Origin of the sequence: Schinkia azotoformans (genome assembly GCF_035811335.1) — a bacterium.
GTDB classification, from domain to species: Bacteria; Bacillota; Bacilli; order Bacillales; family Bacillaceae_J; genus Schinkia; species Schinkia azotoformans.
In genome coordinates this window covers 36767-50353 of the sequence record NZ_JARSMD010000023.1, presented here as the reverse complement: position 1 = coordinate 50353, position 13587 = coordinate 36767, and the positions used below count along the sequence as shown (strand labels likewise).

Annotated in this window: 16 protein-coding genes, 2 pseudogenes and 1 riboswitch; of the genes and pseudogenes, 15 read left to right on the top strand and 3 right to left on the bottom strand. The window is 35.8% G+C overall.

The genetic code is table 11. The annotated features are described in order from the left end of the window. Positions 1-159: 159 nt before the first annotated feature. The 10 genes and pseudogenes from sda to P9E47_RS14380 all read left to right on the top strand — a co-directional run bounded on the left by sda (position 160) and on the right by P9E47_RS14380 (position 6560). Entirely contained in the window at positions 160-297 is a 138-nt protein-coding gene (sda, locus tag P9E47_RS14425) for a sporulation histidine kinase inhibitor Sda (protein ID WP_003329433.1), read from the top strand. A 358-nt stretch (positions 298-655) separates the two neighbouring features. After that, positions 656-1141, top strand: a complete 486-nt coding sequence (locus P9E47_RS14420) for a hypothetical protein (protein ID WP_003329434.1) — start codon at positions 656-658, stop codon at positions 1139-1141. Between the two features lie 120 nt (positions 1142-1261). After that, the gene (locus tag P9E47_RS14415) at positions 1262-2101 is read left to right on the top strand and encodes an MBL fold metallo-hydrolase (RefSeq protein WP_326163805.1); all 840 of its coding nucleotides are present in this window, start codon (positions 1262-1264) and stop codon (positions 2099-2101) included. 184 nt (positions 2102-2285) lie between these two features. Further along, on the top strand, positions 2286-3014 hold the full coding sequence (locus tag P9E47_RS14410; RefSeq protein ID WP_003329436.1) for an EcsC family protein: 729 nt from the start codon (positions 2286-2288) through the stop codon (positions 3012-3014). Positions 3015-3155: 141 nt separating this feature from the next. Further along, positions 3156-3323, top strand: a pseudogene (locus P9E47_RS14405) (TetR/AcrR family transcriptional regulator); the annotation flags it as partial. Between the two features lie 108 nt (positions 3324-3431). Then, positions 3432-3776, top strand: a complete 345-nt coding sequence (locus P9E47_RS14400) for a hypothetical protein (protein WP_003329437.1) — start codon at positions 3432-3434, stop codon at positions 3774-3776. 20 nt (positions 3777-3796) lie between these two features. Beyond that, positions 3797-4657, top strand: coding sequence for a transporter substrate-binding domain-containing protein (locus P9E47_RS14395; RefSeq protein WP_003329438.1), 861 nt, complete (start codon positions 3797-3799; stop codon positions 4655-4657). A 19-nt stretch (positions 4658-4676) separates the two neighbouring features. Beyond that, positions 4677-5321: an amino acid ABC transporter permease gene (locus tag P9E47_RS14390; RefSeq protein ID WP_003329439.1), complete on the top strand. Its 645-nt coding sequence runs from the start codon at positions 4677-4679 to the stop codon at positions 5319-5321. A gap of 13 nt (positions 5322-5334) precedes the next feature. Then, entirely contained in the window at positions 5335-6078 is a 744-nt protein-coding gene (locus tag P9E47_RS14385; RefSeq protein ID WP_003329441.1) for an amino acid ABC transporter ATP-binding protein, read from the top strand. A 56-nt stretch (positions 6079-6134) separates the two neighbouring features. After that, entirely contained in the window at positions 6135-6560 is a 426-nt protein-coding gene (locus P9E47_RS14380; protein ID WP_003329442.1) for an OsmC family protein, read from the top strand. Between the two features lie 197 nt (positions 6561-6757). Here the strand turns inward: P9E47_RS14380 and P9E47_RS14375 are convergent, their stop codons facing one another. Continuing rightward, complete coding sequence (locus P9E47_RS14375; RefSeq protein WP_326163803.1) at positions 6758-7603, bottom strand: MerR family transcriptional regulator; 846 nt, start codon at positions 7601-7603, stop codon at positions 6758-6760. 108 nt (positions 7604-7711) lie between these two features. Here P9E47_RS14375 and norA point away from each other — a divergent pair, with 108 nt between their 5' ends. Beyond that, entirely contained in the window at positions 7712-8902 is a 1191-nt protein-coding gene (gene norA / locus P9E47_RS14370; RefSeq protein ID WP_003329444.1) for a multidrug efflux MFS transporter NorA, read from the top strand. A gap of 124 nt (positions 8903-9026) precedes the next feature. On the opposite strand, the gene P9E47_RS14365 is transcribed toward norA, so the two are convergent. Continuing rightward, complete coding sequence (locus tag P9E47_RS14365) at positions 9027-9326, bottom strand: hypothetical protein (RefSeq protein ID WP_035197698.1); 300 nt, start codon at positions 9324-9326, stop codon at positions 9027-9029. Between the two features lie 275 nt (positions 9327-9601). Here P9E47_RS14365 and pgaC point away from each other — a divergent pair, with 275 nt between their 5' ends. The 4 genes from pgaC (at position 9602) to P9E47_RS14345 (ending at position 13077) form a co-directional block, all read left to right on the top strand. Next, on the top strand, positions 9602-10834 hold the full coding sequence (gene pgaC, locus P9E47_RS14360) for a poly-beta-1,6-N-acetyl-D-glucosamine synthase (RefSeq protein ID WP_003329446.1): 1233 nt from the start codon (positions 9602-9604) through the stop codon (positions 10832-10834). Next, the gene (locus tag P9E47_RS14355) at positions 10798-11241 is read left to right on the top strand and encodes a hypothetical protein (RefSeq protein ID WP_157382039.1); all 444 of its coding nucleotides are present in this window, start codon (positions 10798-10800) and stop codon (positions 11239-11241) included. The genes pgaC and P9E47_RS14355 overlap by 37 nt, the downstream gene beginning before the upstream one ends. A gap of 11 nt (positions 11242-11252) precedes the next feature. Then, positions 11253-12101: a polysaccharide deacetylase family protein gene (locus tag P9E47_RS14350; RefSeq protein ID WP_326163801.1), complete on the top strand. Its 849-nt coding sequence runs from the start codon at positions 11253-11255 to the stop codon at positions 12099-12101. A 105-nt stretch (positions 12102-12206) separates the two neighbouring features. Further along, positions 12207-12340: riboswitch (FMN riboswitch) on the top strand. Positions 12341-12489: 149 nt separating this feature from the next. After that, positions 12490-13077: an ECF transporter S component gene (locus P9E47_RS14345; RefSeq protein WP_003329449.1), complete on the top strand. Its 588-nt coding sequence runs from the start codon at positions 12490-12492 to the stop codon at positions 13075-13077. A 5-nt stretch (positions 13078-13082) separates the two neighbouring features. On the opposite strand, the pseudogene P9E47_RS14340 reads toward P9E47_RS14345, so the two are convergent. Further along, positions 13083-13307, bottom strand: a pseudogene (locus tag P9E47_RS14340) (GNAT family N-acetyltransferase); the annotation flags it as partial. Between the last annotated feature and the right edge of the window lie 280 nt (positions 13308-13587).

The window sequence follows — 13587 nt, the reverse complement described above, 5'->3', positions numbered from 1 at the left end:
AGGTTTCCCTACTTTATTTTGTGAATAATGAACAAATTTCTCTAAAAATATTGTTAAAATTCTGTTAATTATGAACAATTTCATTGAAAAAACATCATATTTATAGTAAAAATAGTAATTGTGTTGAATCTTTTTGGAAGGAAAGGGAGAAGGAGAAAATTGAGTTCTTTAGAAAGCTTATCAAATGAATTATTGCTAGATTCTTATCGTATGGCTATGGAGATTGGCGTTAGTAAAGATTTTCTTGATTTGCTTTTAGATGAAATCAAGAATAGGGGGATTAGTCTCCAGGCCTAATCATTAATTCTTTCTACAAGCCATTGGACAAATTCCAGTTCTTTGGTTGTTAATGCCCTATTTAGTTCTAAGCTATATTCAGTTATTAAAGATTCGTAAGTTTGTTCCATAACAAATTCTCCTTTTGTATAACAGGGAAATTACTTTTAATATAATATAAATAGTTAAAAATGTATATAATTTTAGATTTCATATTGGGGTCAAAGGTAAAAACTAAAGATGTATTAGTCGAGGAACTGTTATGATAGCAGTTCCTATTTTATTGAACGGGCAGCATTACTGAAAAAAGAGAGAAAAGCAAATCCGTTGAAACCCAATCTATGATTACTACGTCTATAAAGTATGGGAGGGATTAAATTTGAAATTTAAACATCTAATTGTCGCATTTATCGTTTTATTAATACTTTCTGCTTGCAATGATGGAATAGAGCCTAAGGAGCATTTAGGAGAAATATATAGTGTTGCATTAGATTCTATAATGGAACAGGATGAGGCATTAAGCAGTAATATGGAATACATAGCCATTGATATGAGTAATTTCGAGGAATTAGATGAAAATGATAAAAAAGAAATTATTAACTACTTTAAAGAAAAATATAAAGTTGATGTATTGGGTGCTACATTAGAACAATTGAAAGAAAAGGGATTGTATAATCCAGATACAATGGCTTTGGACGGCGTACTTCTTAGAATTGAGAATGTAGATTTTAAGTTTAATAATAATATATTTTTTGAGGGTTCAAAGTATCGTTCGGGTAATGGGGCTGTTGGAGTAGAAGTTACAATTCAATTAAAAGATAATCGGTGGAAATCTAAAGAAGCCAAAATGACTTGGATTAGTTAATTACTCAACTTTCGGAGCAACCTTGCTTGGTCGCTCCGAAAGTTTAGTCAATAATAAAAAAGAGTTTGTAAAGTATTGGGCAAATTGAAAGGGCAGAAACATTGATAAGGAGATTATTATATGAAATTATCCGTTTTAGTAGATAACAATACTTTGATTGACCGCTATTTTTTGGGGGAACCGGCGCTATCTTTTTTTATCGAAGATGATGGCAAACGTATTCTTTTTGACACTGGATATTCTGATATCTACATAAGGAATGCAGATAAAATGAAAATTGATTTAAGAAATCTTGATTATGTAGTCTTGTCACACGGACATGTGGACCATACATGGGGACTGACACATATAATTAGACTACACATGGAAACAAAAAATGAAAAAATGATATATAATACTCCAACTGTTATAGGACATCCGTTAATTTTTAACACTAAACTATTCGATTCTATAGGAGAAATAGGAAGTATTTTATCTCATGAAAAGTTAAGTAGACACTTTCCTGTTCATTTAACTAAGGACCCCTTATGGCTAACAGATCGACTAGTATTTCTAGGGGAAATTAAAAGAACATTTGATTTTGAAGGTATGGATTTTATAGGTCAAGTTGTTTTAGAGCAAGGGAATGTTAATGACTACATTAGAGATGATACGGCAATAGTTTATAAAGCTTCAGAAGGCTTAGTTATTATAGCGGGATGTTCACATTCGGGGATATGTAACATTGTTGAATATGCTAAAGAAGTTTGTCAAGAAGATAGAATAGTTGATATTATTGGAGGGTTTCATCTCCAGAATCCAACTAAAAAGCAGTTAGACAATACAGTTCAATATATTAAAGAACTTAACCCAATTAAACTTCATGCTTGTCATTGTACAGATTTAAAATCTAAAATAGCTCTTTCAAGAGTTGCCAATATAGAAGAAGTTGGCGTAGGGTTACAACTTTCATATTTTTAAGCTTTCATAAAGGGGCATAAGCTGGGACATGGGGTCGGGAACTCTGGCTCGCTTCTTTGTCATTTTAGCTATCCTTTTTTTGTGAATTATAAAAAATAAAATTCAATAAAATGTAGAAGTGTAGGGCATAGGCATACGGTGAGTGGTTTTGACGATATATTTTAAAAGGAAGGAGTTGAATTGTATGGATTATGAACAGAACGTACAGGACGAACTTATGGCATGGAAAATGAAAATGAGAAGACGCACAGGTATTATCAATAAAATTTCGAAGAAAACACAAACAAAAATCAATTCATTCATTCCCGAGAAAGTTCATCAGGTCGTTACAGAAGGGATTAAGAGAATGGTTAAGGCTACTTTAACGGGATCTAATCTTACGACGAATAAAAAGCGGGATGAAGGATTAAGTTTATATGAGCGGGATGAGCTAGTAAGGCAGAAACTTTCTTCTTATCGGAGATCGGCGGTAATTGAAGGTGCAGGTACAGGCGCAGGTGGTTTTTTGCTTGGGCTGGCTGATTTTCCGTTGCTATTATCCCTTAAGATGAAATTCTTATTTGAGGCGGCTGTCATTTACGGATATGACACCAATCAATATGAGGAGCGTTTATTTATTCTCCATATTTTTCAACTTGCTTTTTCAAGTGACGATAAACGTAAAGATGTATTTGAGATAATTGAACATTGGAAGGAGTATAAACAGCAAGTAGTTGATATGGATTGGCGGGAGTTCCAACAGGAATATAGGGATTATATTGATTTGGTAAAGATGTTTCAGTTAATTCCAGGTTTTGGGGCGGTTGTTGGAGCTTTTGCTAATTACAATTTACTCGATCAATTGGGTGAAACGGCAATGAATGTATACCGGATGCGATTTTTAGAGGATGGGACAGAGGGTCGGGAACTCTAGCTCACCTTTCACAGACTTTTATAGTCTGTTTTTTTTATATAAAAAATAATCCCAATAAATCACATCAAAATAATTGACTAACTAAACTACGATGGATAAAATTAACTCGACTGATTAGTCAATCAAGAGGAGGGGGTTGTAATTTCTGTTCAAGATCAAATACAAGATCGAAGAAGCCAAATTCTTAACGTTGCTTTAAAGCTATTTGCTAGCCAAGGTTATCACAAGACGAAGGTTTCTGATATCGTTCAGGCCGCAGGTGTCGCTCAAGGCACCTTTTATTGGTATTTCAAAAGCAAAGAAGCAATTGCTTTAGAAATTATCAATAATGGGCAAAATAGTCTTATAACAGTCATTTCCCAAGGTTATCGTGAGTCAAAGGGTACGGTTCAAGAAGTAGTAAAAGCGTCAGAAAAATTGTTTGAAGACTTTTTTACATATTCACAGCAAAATCATGATTTTATGAAGCTTTTACTGCAAGGAATTGAGACGGAGGACTCTGTTCAATCCGCTATCCTTAAAACGCGACAAAAACTGGAAGAAGCGTTCCAAAATAATATTCAAAGAGCAACGGATCTTGGAATTTTGCCGAAAAATGATCCATCCGTTCAATCGGCAATGTTGGTTAGCCTAGTTGAAGGGATATTAGAAAGATGGCTATTTAGTCCCGGGCTCAAACATTCGGTTTTACAAAAAAAGTCTGCAAAGGAACTTGCTCAGGAAGTTGTAAAATTTGAGTTTTTTGGATTGTTTGGAATTTAAAATGAAAAGAGGAGATCACAATGAAAAATCGCAAATCAGTTTTTACATTATTACTTGTTTTAATGTTCAGTTTTGTACTTACTGCTTGTGGTGCAGGCAATGGAAATAAGGAAGATAATGCGGAGGGTAATCAAACACCGAATGAAACCTCAAAGGGTAAGACGTCTCTATTAGATGAAATAAAGGATCGTGGAGTCTTGAAGGTTGGTTTAATGGGAACATACCGCCCCTATAATTTTCTAAATGAAAAACAAGAGATGGATGGTTTTGATGCTGATATCGCTAAGGAAGTGGCGAAACGCTTAGGAGTAAATGTTGAGTTTATTGCACAAGAATTCTCCGGCATGATCGCAGGCTTGCAGGCTGAAAAGTTCGATGTTGTTATTAGTCAAATGACGATTACTGATGAGCGTAAACAACAAATGGATTTTTCTGATCCATATATTACGAATCAGGTAAAAGTAATTGTTCATGAAACGAATGACTCCATTAAATCTGTAGAAGATTTTAAAGGTAAAAACATTGGTGTAGGATTAGGAACAAATGATGAAACATACTTACGAACAAAACTTATGCCGGAAGTCGGTGAGTTTAAAATTATGACATATAATGATGTTATTACCACATTAAAGGACCTTGATGCAGACCGCATCGATGCTACAATCAATAATATGTACGCCCTAAAACCAGTCGTTGAGGAACAGGGTTTTAAAATCAAAGCGGTTGGAGAAGCAATTAAATCCGACCAAGCTGGAATTGCTACTAGAAAAGGAAATGAAGACCTAGTTGCTGAATTAAACCGTATTCTAGCTGAAATGAAAGAAGACGGCACTTATAAAGAAATTTTTGTAAAATGGTTTGAGGAAGAGCCTCAAAGCTAAGAAAGGACACCAATTAAAAATGGATATAGTTATTCAAAATTTGCCATTTTTATTAAAAGGAGCGTATTTTACGCTCCTTATCACTATTGTATCTATGTTTTTTGGTTCGATCCTTGCTGTGATTGTAGCCGTAGCCAGGCTGAAGGGGAATCGGCCAGTACGGTGGATTGCCCGCGCTTATGTATCAGCGATTCGGGGAACGCCAACCTTAGTTCAAATTATTATCGTCTATTATGGCTTAGTGGATTATGGTATAAAATTACAGCCACTACCAGCGGCAATTATTGCACTCAGTATCAGTATCGGCGCTTATTTGTCTGAAACATTGCGCGGTGCGTTACAATCGATTCCAAAAGGTCAAATGGAAGCTGCTTATGCTTCAGGAATGACACCTTTTCAAACCATGAGAAGAATTATTTTTCCACAAGCAATTCGGATTGCGATTCCACCAGCAGGCAATACGTTTATCGGGATGCTAAAAGAGACTTCACTTGTATCTGTTATTACAGTTACCGAGTTGTTACGTTCTGCTGATTTATTAATTGCTCAGTATTATATATATATGCCGTTTTATCTTTCAATTGCACTTATGTATTGGATCATGAGTACGGGCTTTTCTTTTGTCCTTGAAAGATGGGAGAAGCGTTTATCAATCTATTTATAAGTTGGGGTAAAATATGATTCAAATTCATGATTTGTCAAAAAGCTTCCAAGAATTGGAGGTTTTAAAAAACATTAATTTACAAGTATATGCGGGCGAAGTCGTTTCAATTCTTGGCCCAAGCGGTTCAGGTAAAAGTACATTGCTTCGTTGTTTGAATGGTCTAGAAGAAATGACTAGTGGAAGAATTGAATTGGCTGGGCACGTTATTGATAGCGGGCAAAGTAAGAAAGAACAAGCGAAAGCAATCCGTCAAATACGTTTACAGACTGGGATGGTGTTTCAACAATTTAATTTGTATCCCCATAAAACGGTACTGGAAAATGTAACAGAAGCCTTATTGGTCGTGAGAAAGTGGCCGAAAGCGAAGGCGGTGGAAAAGGCTGAAACATTGTTGGATCGGGTAGGTCTGCTCCAGAAAAAGGACGTATACCCATCACGTCTATCTGGTGGTCAGCAGCAACGGGTGGCGATTGCACGCGCATTGGCAGCGGAACCGGCAGTCATGTTATTTGATGAACCGACATCGGCTCTTGATCCAGAATTAGTTGGAGAAGTACTGGCTGTTATAAAAGAACTGGCCAATGAAGGTATGACAATGGTCATTGTAACGCATGAAATGGAATTTGCCGAAGAAGTCTCAGATCGGGTTGTTTTTATGGCTGATGGGATCATTGTTGAACAAGATTCACCAAAGGAATTTTTTAATAATCCTAAAACGGAACGTGCACAGAAATTTTTAAAGAAATTTGGAAGTTAGGTTTAGCGATTAAATTAGAGAAAAATACTGCCACCATGCTGAACAGGAGGGGCTTTATGATAGTAAAAACGAAATGGACTGGCCAACGTGCTTTTACCGCTGTTGGTGATTCCGGTTATGAAATTAAAATGGATGCTACTGAAGCGTATTTTGGAGAAGGGAAAGGTGTTACGCCAACTGAAATGCTTTTAGCGTCTTTAGCAGGATGCATTGGTATTGACGTAACCATGATCCTAAGACATAAACTAGATGGAATTGAGAGTCTAGAAATTGAAACCGATGGTACTAGGAAAGAGGACTTGCCAAAAGGGTTTACAGCAATTACGGTTACTTTCTATATTAATGGTAACATCGATAGCAAAAATATTTGGAGAGCGATAAATTTAGGTAAACAAAAATACTGTGCGGTCTCAGATTCGCTGAAAGCAGACATTACATTCCGCCTTATCCTAAACGGTCAAGAGTTTACTAATCCATATTAAAAAGAAAAAGATTAACTGCTTATCAATAATTACGAATAGGGCCAAATAAAGCTGCGTAAATATGATAAAATAGCACAGTTTCTCCATCGGAGAGATAGGTGCTATTTATTTTTTTTGAATTAGGCCTTTTCCTTTATAATACATAAGTTTCTTCAACAAATGGGGGTGATTGATGATAAAGGCAATCACGCCTTGTGTTATGCCTGTTTGTTTTTAATTACCTGTATCATAATTTTGGTAACGTATTCTTCCTTATAATTTTTTACAACGGTATCATAAATATACTCTTCAAAAACATAATCTCCTAAGTCTAAATCTAAACGTTCCATCTCTGTTAAAAGTTTCCTATATGTATTATGTATTGTTTTATCATCTCCAATATGATATCCAATGAGAAAATCACCGCTGACAGCTGTGAAATATGGATAACCTTCCTTGGGTTCCTTGGCATGTGGTTGCTCAATGTATAAATAGCTATATTTAGAGAATTCCCCTTTTAAAATTTGCTCCCGTTTTGTAATACCCCCTATAGGATATCCCGTATCAAGCTGTGATTCGTTCAATTCACCAATAAATTCTGTAATCACCTCTACAAATTCTTCAGCGGTAATATTTTCAATGTTTCTGCTTAAATAAAGGGTAGCTTCCGGTAAATGTTCAAGTGTAATTTGTTGAAAATCAAGTTGGGAGGCTTCTTTCATTAATGCTATTTTTGTCTCAATAAGTTTTTCCTTCATTTCAATTTCTTGGCGCTTTTTCACAATCTCTTCTTTTTTCTGATACATCAAGGTTAAAAAACTTTCAGGAGATTTATTTTGCGTATATTGTTGAATATCATTTAGCGACATGCCAAGATCTTTTAATAAATCAATAACATAGTATAACTCTATTTGATTGATTGAATAGAAACGGTACCCTTTTTCATTTTTAAATATCGGGGACAACAGACCGATTTGATCGTAATAAAAGACTGTCTGTTTGTTCACTTTACAAAGCTTTGCGAATTCGCCTGTGGTTAAATATTTTACATTTTTGTTATTCATTTTTTGTCACCACCCTTGACTGTATAGTTACTATATACACTAGGATAAAAAAGAAATCAAATAAACAAATTTTTTTGTCCATTTGTTTTGTTAAGGAGAATGTAGAAAATGAAGTCTTATAAAATTACTTTAGGCTTATTATTGATGAATTTATTTATAGCCTTTTTGGGAATTGGTCTTGTAATTCCAGTATTACCAACGTTGATGAATGAATTAAGTATAAATGGAAAGACAATAGGTTATCTTACAGCTGCTTTCGCCTTTGCACAATTGATTGTTTCGCCATTTGCTGGGAAAGCAGTAGACAAATTTGGAAGAAAAATTATGATCGTACTTGGTTTATTTATTTTTGGTCTATCAGAATTTTTGTTTGGGCTTGGGAAAGAAATTGAAGTGTTATTTATTTCTCGTATTTTAGGTGGAGTAAGTGCTGCCTTCATTATGCCAGCTGTTACTGCCTTTATTGCAGACATTACAACACTTGAAACTCGCCCAAAAGCTCTCGGGCTTATGTCAGCTGCCATTAGTACAGGATTTATTATTGGTCCAGGTATCGGCGGATTTTTAGCGGAATTTGGAACACGGACACCCTTCTTCTTTGCAGGTGCCCTTGGCACAATAGCTGCAATATTAACTATTATTCTTATTTCTGAGCCAGATCGGTCAAAAGAAATTCATGAACAATCCTCGGAAGAAATGAATGGTTTTAGACGAATTTTTGAACCAAAATATTTCGTTGCGTTTATTTTAATTTTTATTGCCTCATTTGGGTTGGCAGCCTTTGAATCGTTCTTTAGTTTATTTGTGGATCATAAGTATAAATTTACACCTGCCGATATCGCCATTGTTATTACAGGTGGTGCCATTGTTGGTGCCATTGCACAAGTGATGCTTTTTGATAGGCTGACTAGAATTTGGGGTGAAATTAAACTAATTCGGTTCAGCTTACTTTTATCGGCCGTACTTGTTTTTCTAATGACCGTTGTTCATTCATATTTCTCAATTTTACTTGTTACTTTTATAGTTTTTGTAGGTTTTGATTTATTCCGACCAGCTGTTACTACTTATCTTTCGAATAACGCCGGGAATGAACAGGGTTTCGTTGGTGGAATGAACTCTATGTTTACAAGTTTAGCGAATATTAGCGGACCAATTATTGGGGGGATATTATTTGATGTAGATATTGATTATCCTTACTATTTTGCAACGGTAGTACTAGCTTTAGGGTTTATCTTAACTTTATTCTGGAAGAAGCAAGCAAAGCCTATCAACGAAGTGAAGGTTAGTGTAGCAAATTAAGTAGGTTGCAATCCAAGCCGGGCCACGGGGTCGGGAACTTTGGCTCGATTTGGTTCGATTTTTCACTAATGACGAAAGGTGTGGTTTTTTACCACGCCTTTCGTGTATTCAATTAATATAGAAACTATTGTTCGTGGGTCCAAGTGATTGATTGACCTGTCTTTGGACAAGATGGGAATTTTTCTCCTTGCTGAAGTACCACATGTTCACCATCTGCATCTATATAATGTCCTGACTCCATAACAGTTTCTCCGGTTCGATGAACATGGCTTGCATGGGTCCAAGTTGTTGCCTTACCTGTGTTGGGGCAGTTCGGAAAAATATCACCTTGACTAAGTTCTTGTTTTGTTCCGCCTGCATCTACATATTGACCTGATTCCATTACGGTCTCTCCTGAATGGTGATGGTCAGAAAAATGAGCCATATGCAATTCCTCCTTATAATTGGTCATACAACAACTATTTTTTCCCTGAACAATAAAACTATCCACTAAGTGGGACGCGGGATCGGAAAGTCTGGCTCATTCAATCAAACAATCCATATGGATTCGCTATCGATAAGATACGGGGCAGAATTATAAAAGCGGTGGGGTTAATCCCCAGTGCTTTTTAAAATAGGACATTACTAGTAAATATCATAATAATTGGGCATGATACTTTTAGTAAGTATCGACCGAATAATGGAAATAGGATGGGTTGTATGCAAAAAATAGTTAGTTATCTCTCACAATTTATTTTTTGGTACCCCTTTATGATGTCTTTGTTTTGGATAGCAGGCTCAATTCTTTTTTTTCGATATCGAGAAAAAATACAAAAGCTTGATTTTGATAAGTTTGAGTGGCCATTCATTAGTATTTTGGTTCCATGTTACAACGAGGAGGCTACGATTGAAGAAACGATTCAGTATTTAATGGAGATGCCCTATCCCCACAAAGAAGTTATTGTTGTTAATGACGGGAGCCTGGATGGTACAGCGGAGATCCTTCACCAATTGGCTAACAAATATAATGAACTGCGAGTGATAGATTGTAAAGAAAATAAAGGAAAAGCAAATGCATTACACATTGCCTGCCATGCTTCAAAGTCGGAGTACCTGATTACAGTTGACTCTGATGCTATTTTGGATAAATATGCAGCTTTTTACTTGATCCATCACTTTTTTTTTCGGGGGGAAAGATTAGGTGCGGTGACTGGAAATCCTAGAATTCGTAACCGTGATACGTTGTTAAGTAGATTACAACTTGTTGAATACGCATCCATTATTGGTGCAATCAAAAGAACGCAACGTATTCTTGGGAAAATTATGACGGTTTCTGGAGTAGTTGTAGCTTTTCGAAAAAAAGCGCTTGTCGATGTTGGTTTGTGGGATCGCGATATGATTACGGAGGATATTTCTGTTTCATGGAAATTGCAACAAAAATTTTGGGATATTCGCTATGAACCTCGTGCTTTATGCTGGATGCTTGTTCCGGAGACTATAAGAGGTATTTGGAAACAAAGAATTCGCTGGGCTCAAGGTGGCCAGGAGGTAATCCTGAGACACTGGAAAGTTCTTCTTGACTGGAGACAAAGAAGAATTTGGCCGATCTATCTTGAGCAATGGACAAGCTTACTATGGTCTTTTTCATGGGTATTGGTGACATTCTATTATTTGTTTAATGCAAATTCAGTGCAGGAACTATTTATATGGTTTACCTTTTCATCATTCACCCTTGTCTTATTAAGTTTAACCCAATTGTGGATTTCGCTTAAGGTGGATTCTACCTATGATAATATTACAAGCTATTATTTCTGGGCAGCTTGGTATCCTATTGTTTATTGGATATTAAATGCAATGATCGTTGTATTTGCTTTTCCAAAAGCGGTTAAATCAAGATTTAAAGGTGGGTATGCAACATGGACAAGCCCGGACAGAGGCAACCGAATGACTTAATTATTCGATCCAAACGAAATTGGGTGGATGAAGGAATTCTTATTTTTTTGTCTTTAATCGGATGGTCATATTGCCTTTTAGTCTTATTCTTTTTCCTAAGTGCGTTTTTGAATTATAATGGTCGTTTTATAAGTATTGTAAAAATGGCCTTTAAAATAACGAATAAAGATATTCAAATCTTTACGTTTAAGGGATTTTTAATTTGGTCTTGTTTTTATTTCGGCCTAAGGATTTGGAGGCAATATAATAGAAGACGATTCGGGATATTGACGAGAAGACATTATCCAGGACCAACAACAAAGGAGGAGATGCTTGCACTCCAGCTTATGAGTAAGGAAAATTTTGAGTTGGTTCAACAATCAAAATTTGTTGTGTTTGAAAAAAATCCTATTCGGGATTTAACCTAGCAGGTGTATGTATGGGAAAAAGTATTATTAAGTTTAGTGTGTTGATCATCGTTATTATAGCTGCAATTTACTTTTCGTGTAAAATAGATATTTCAGAGCCAGCAATGGAGTTTCCAGAAGTACTCGACAAGAATGGATGTCTTGGTTTAACCTATCATCGTATTCGAAAAGACCGGGTCCTATATAAAATTCTGGGGTTTGTAACAAATTCAGATGAAATCATGCGGTATAATGTTTATGCGGATCAATTTGAAAAACAAATGAAGGTATTAAAAGAAAAAGGTGCAACATTTGTGGCTCCAGATGAAATCAGGGGATTTCAAAAAACAGGCAAGTTCCCTAATAAGTGTATTTGGATATCTTTCGATGATATTGATCAAACGGTTTATAATAATGCATTTCCAATCATGAAAGAATATGAAATTCCATTTACGATATTCGTCATTGCAGGTAAAGTTGGGAGTGAATTTAGTAATTTACAACTTGCAACCTGGGATCAACTGCGGAAGATGCTTGATAGTGGTTTGGTTACAGTTGGTTCACATACATATGATATGCATAAACTTCAAGGCGACCAGCCGATATTCTTTCAAAATAACAAACGGCTTGATTTTAAAAAAGACCTACAATTAAGTAAACAAAGCATAGAAGAGGAGCTATCGATAAAAATTAGGGATTTTGCCTATCCATATGGAAATGGACGAAGCGATCTAGCGGATACAATTGGTGAGGTTGGATTCGAAACGGCAGCAATATTAGCCCCACGTTCCATCACAGTTAATAATGACCGATATTGGTGGAATCGAATTCTAGTTAATCAAAAAGTATTTGATGACGTAGTAGTAGAGTGGGTGAAATAAAAGTATGGTTAAAGTGCAAATTGTAGAAAAATGTTGGAAAATTTATAGGCTTTTCTGTTGTCAGAAGAGTAGTCGAACTGGTATAATGTATTCAATTAAATATCGATCAATCTTCAGGGCAGGGTGAAATTCCCGACCGGCGGTATTGAAATGTTAATTTCTGAGCCCGCGAGCCTTTTTAGGCATGATTTGGTGAGATTCCAAAGCCGACAGTACAGTCTGGATGGGAGAAGATGGAGGTATAGCGTTTATGTCATTTTTACGACTGAATAAGCGTTTGTTTGCCTGTGTATTTAACAGTCTCCCACTCATCGTTTGAGTGGGTTTTTATTTGGGCAAAATCTCTTTCTGTTGGTTGGGTCGAGTAAAAGGGAGAGACAAAGGAAAAATGAACAAAAACAGTCAAAAAATTCGTCAAACAGTAACCGTATCAGTTTTATCAACCATTGCATACTTACTAATGATGCTTAACTTTCCATTGCCAGGGTTGCCGCCATTTTTAAAAATTGATTTTAGTGAAGTGCCGGTATTGTTGGCAGCGATCGTATTTGGACCAGTTGCTGGTATTACCGTAGAAGCAATCAAAAACATATTACACTATATCATTGAAGGCGCAATGACAGGTGTACCAATTGACCAAGCAGCGAACTTTTTAGCAGGATTGTTATTTATTTTACCAGTATCATTTTTATATAAAAAGATTCGTTCTACGAAGGGCTTAACTATAGGGCTTGTAGTTGGGACGATCACAATGACAGTGCTGATGAGCATCCTTAACTATTTCATCATCCTACCAGCTTATACGTTTTTCCTAAATTCACCAGCAATGTCTAGTGCGGAAGCAAAAGGATTAATCGTCGCTGGGATTATGCCTTTTAATTTAATCAAAGGAATTGTAGTAACCTTATTGTTTATCTTCTTATTCTCAAGGTTAAAACCTTGGGTACGAAATTACGAGAAAACAATGGCAGCTTAATATTTTCATAAAAATGCGGACTCTACTATAATAGGGTCCGCATTTAATTTGAACATATTTACATATCTAATCTGTTTGATTGATAGCTCTTTTACCATTAAAACATGCGGAATTCCATCCTCCATAAAGACATTTGATGAAGTATGATATCCAAGCTTTTGGTAAAAACCTTCAGCCTGTGTTTGCCCATGTAATTTAACTCTGGCAGCGCCTTTTTCGGCTGCAATTTCTTAGTTGAATATCGTAATATAGCACATTCAAGAAATAACTTTTTTATAGGTAAATGCACATTTATGACCGAACAAGCTGATAGGTTGATGACTAGTGAATATGATGTTGTGAGTTTAAAAATAAAAAGGGGAGGAAGAAGAAATGTATAATGAATTGCAATCTTTGGGAATGGATAACTACCAAGTTGGTGAGTTAATTCCTATGAATTATCAAAGCGAAGATACGCGTTTTGGCTTTATGCGTTGCGGAGGTATGTGTGCAGGCAGGTGTGGAGGATTT

Coding starts and splice junctions, on each gene's coding strand:
- P9E47_RS14415 (WP_326163805.1), top strand. CDS start 1,262: ATGAAATTATCCGTTTTAGTAGATAACAATACTTTGATTGACCGCTAT.
- P9E47_RS14410 (WP_003329436.1), top strand. CDS start 2,286: ATGGATTATGAACAGAACGTACAGGACGAACTTATGGCATGGAAAATG.
- P9E47_RS14395 (WP_003329438.1), top strand. CDS start 3,797: ATGAAAAATCGCAAATCAGTTTTTACATTATTACTTGTTTTAATGTTC.
- P9E47_RS14390 (WP_003329439.1), top strand. CDS start 4,677: ATGGATATAGTTATTCAAAATTTGCCATTTTTATTAAAAGGAGCGTAT.
- P9E47_RS14385 (WP_003329441.1), top strand. CDS start 5,335: ATGATTCAAATTCATGATTTGTCAAAAAGCTTCCAAGAATTGGAGGTT.
- P9E47_RS14380 (WP_003329442.1), top strand. CDS start 6,135: ATGATAGTAAAAACGAAATGGACTGGCCAACGTGCTTTTACCGCTGTT.
- P9E47_RS14375 (WP_326163803.1), bottom strand. CDS start 7,603: ATGAATAACAAAAATGTAAAATATTTAACCACAGGCGAATTCGCAAAG.
- norA (WP_003329444.1), top strand. CDS start 7,712: ATGAAGTCTTATAAAATTACTTTAGGCTTATTATTGATGAATTTATTT.
- P9E47_RS14365 (WP_035197698.1), bottom strand. CDS start 9,326: ATGGCTCATTTTTCTGACCATCACCATTCAGGAGAGACCGTAATGGAA.
- pgaC (WP_003329446.1), top strand. CDS start 9,602: ATGCAAAAAATAGTTAGTTATCTCTCACAATTTATTTTTTGGTACCCC.
- P9E47_RS14355 (WP_157382039.1), top strand. CDS start 10,798: ATGGACAAGCCCGGACAGAGGCAACCGAATGACTTAATTATTCGATCC.
- P9E47_RS14350 (WP_326163801.1), top strand. CDS start 11,253: ATGGGAAAAAGTATTATTAAGTTTAGTGTGTTGATCATCGTTATTATA.
- P9E47_RS14345 (WP_003329449.1), top strand. CDS start 12,490: ATGAACAAAAACAGTCAAAAAATTCGTCAAACAGTAACCGTATCAGTT.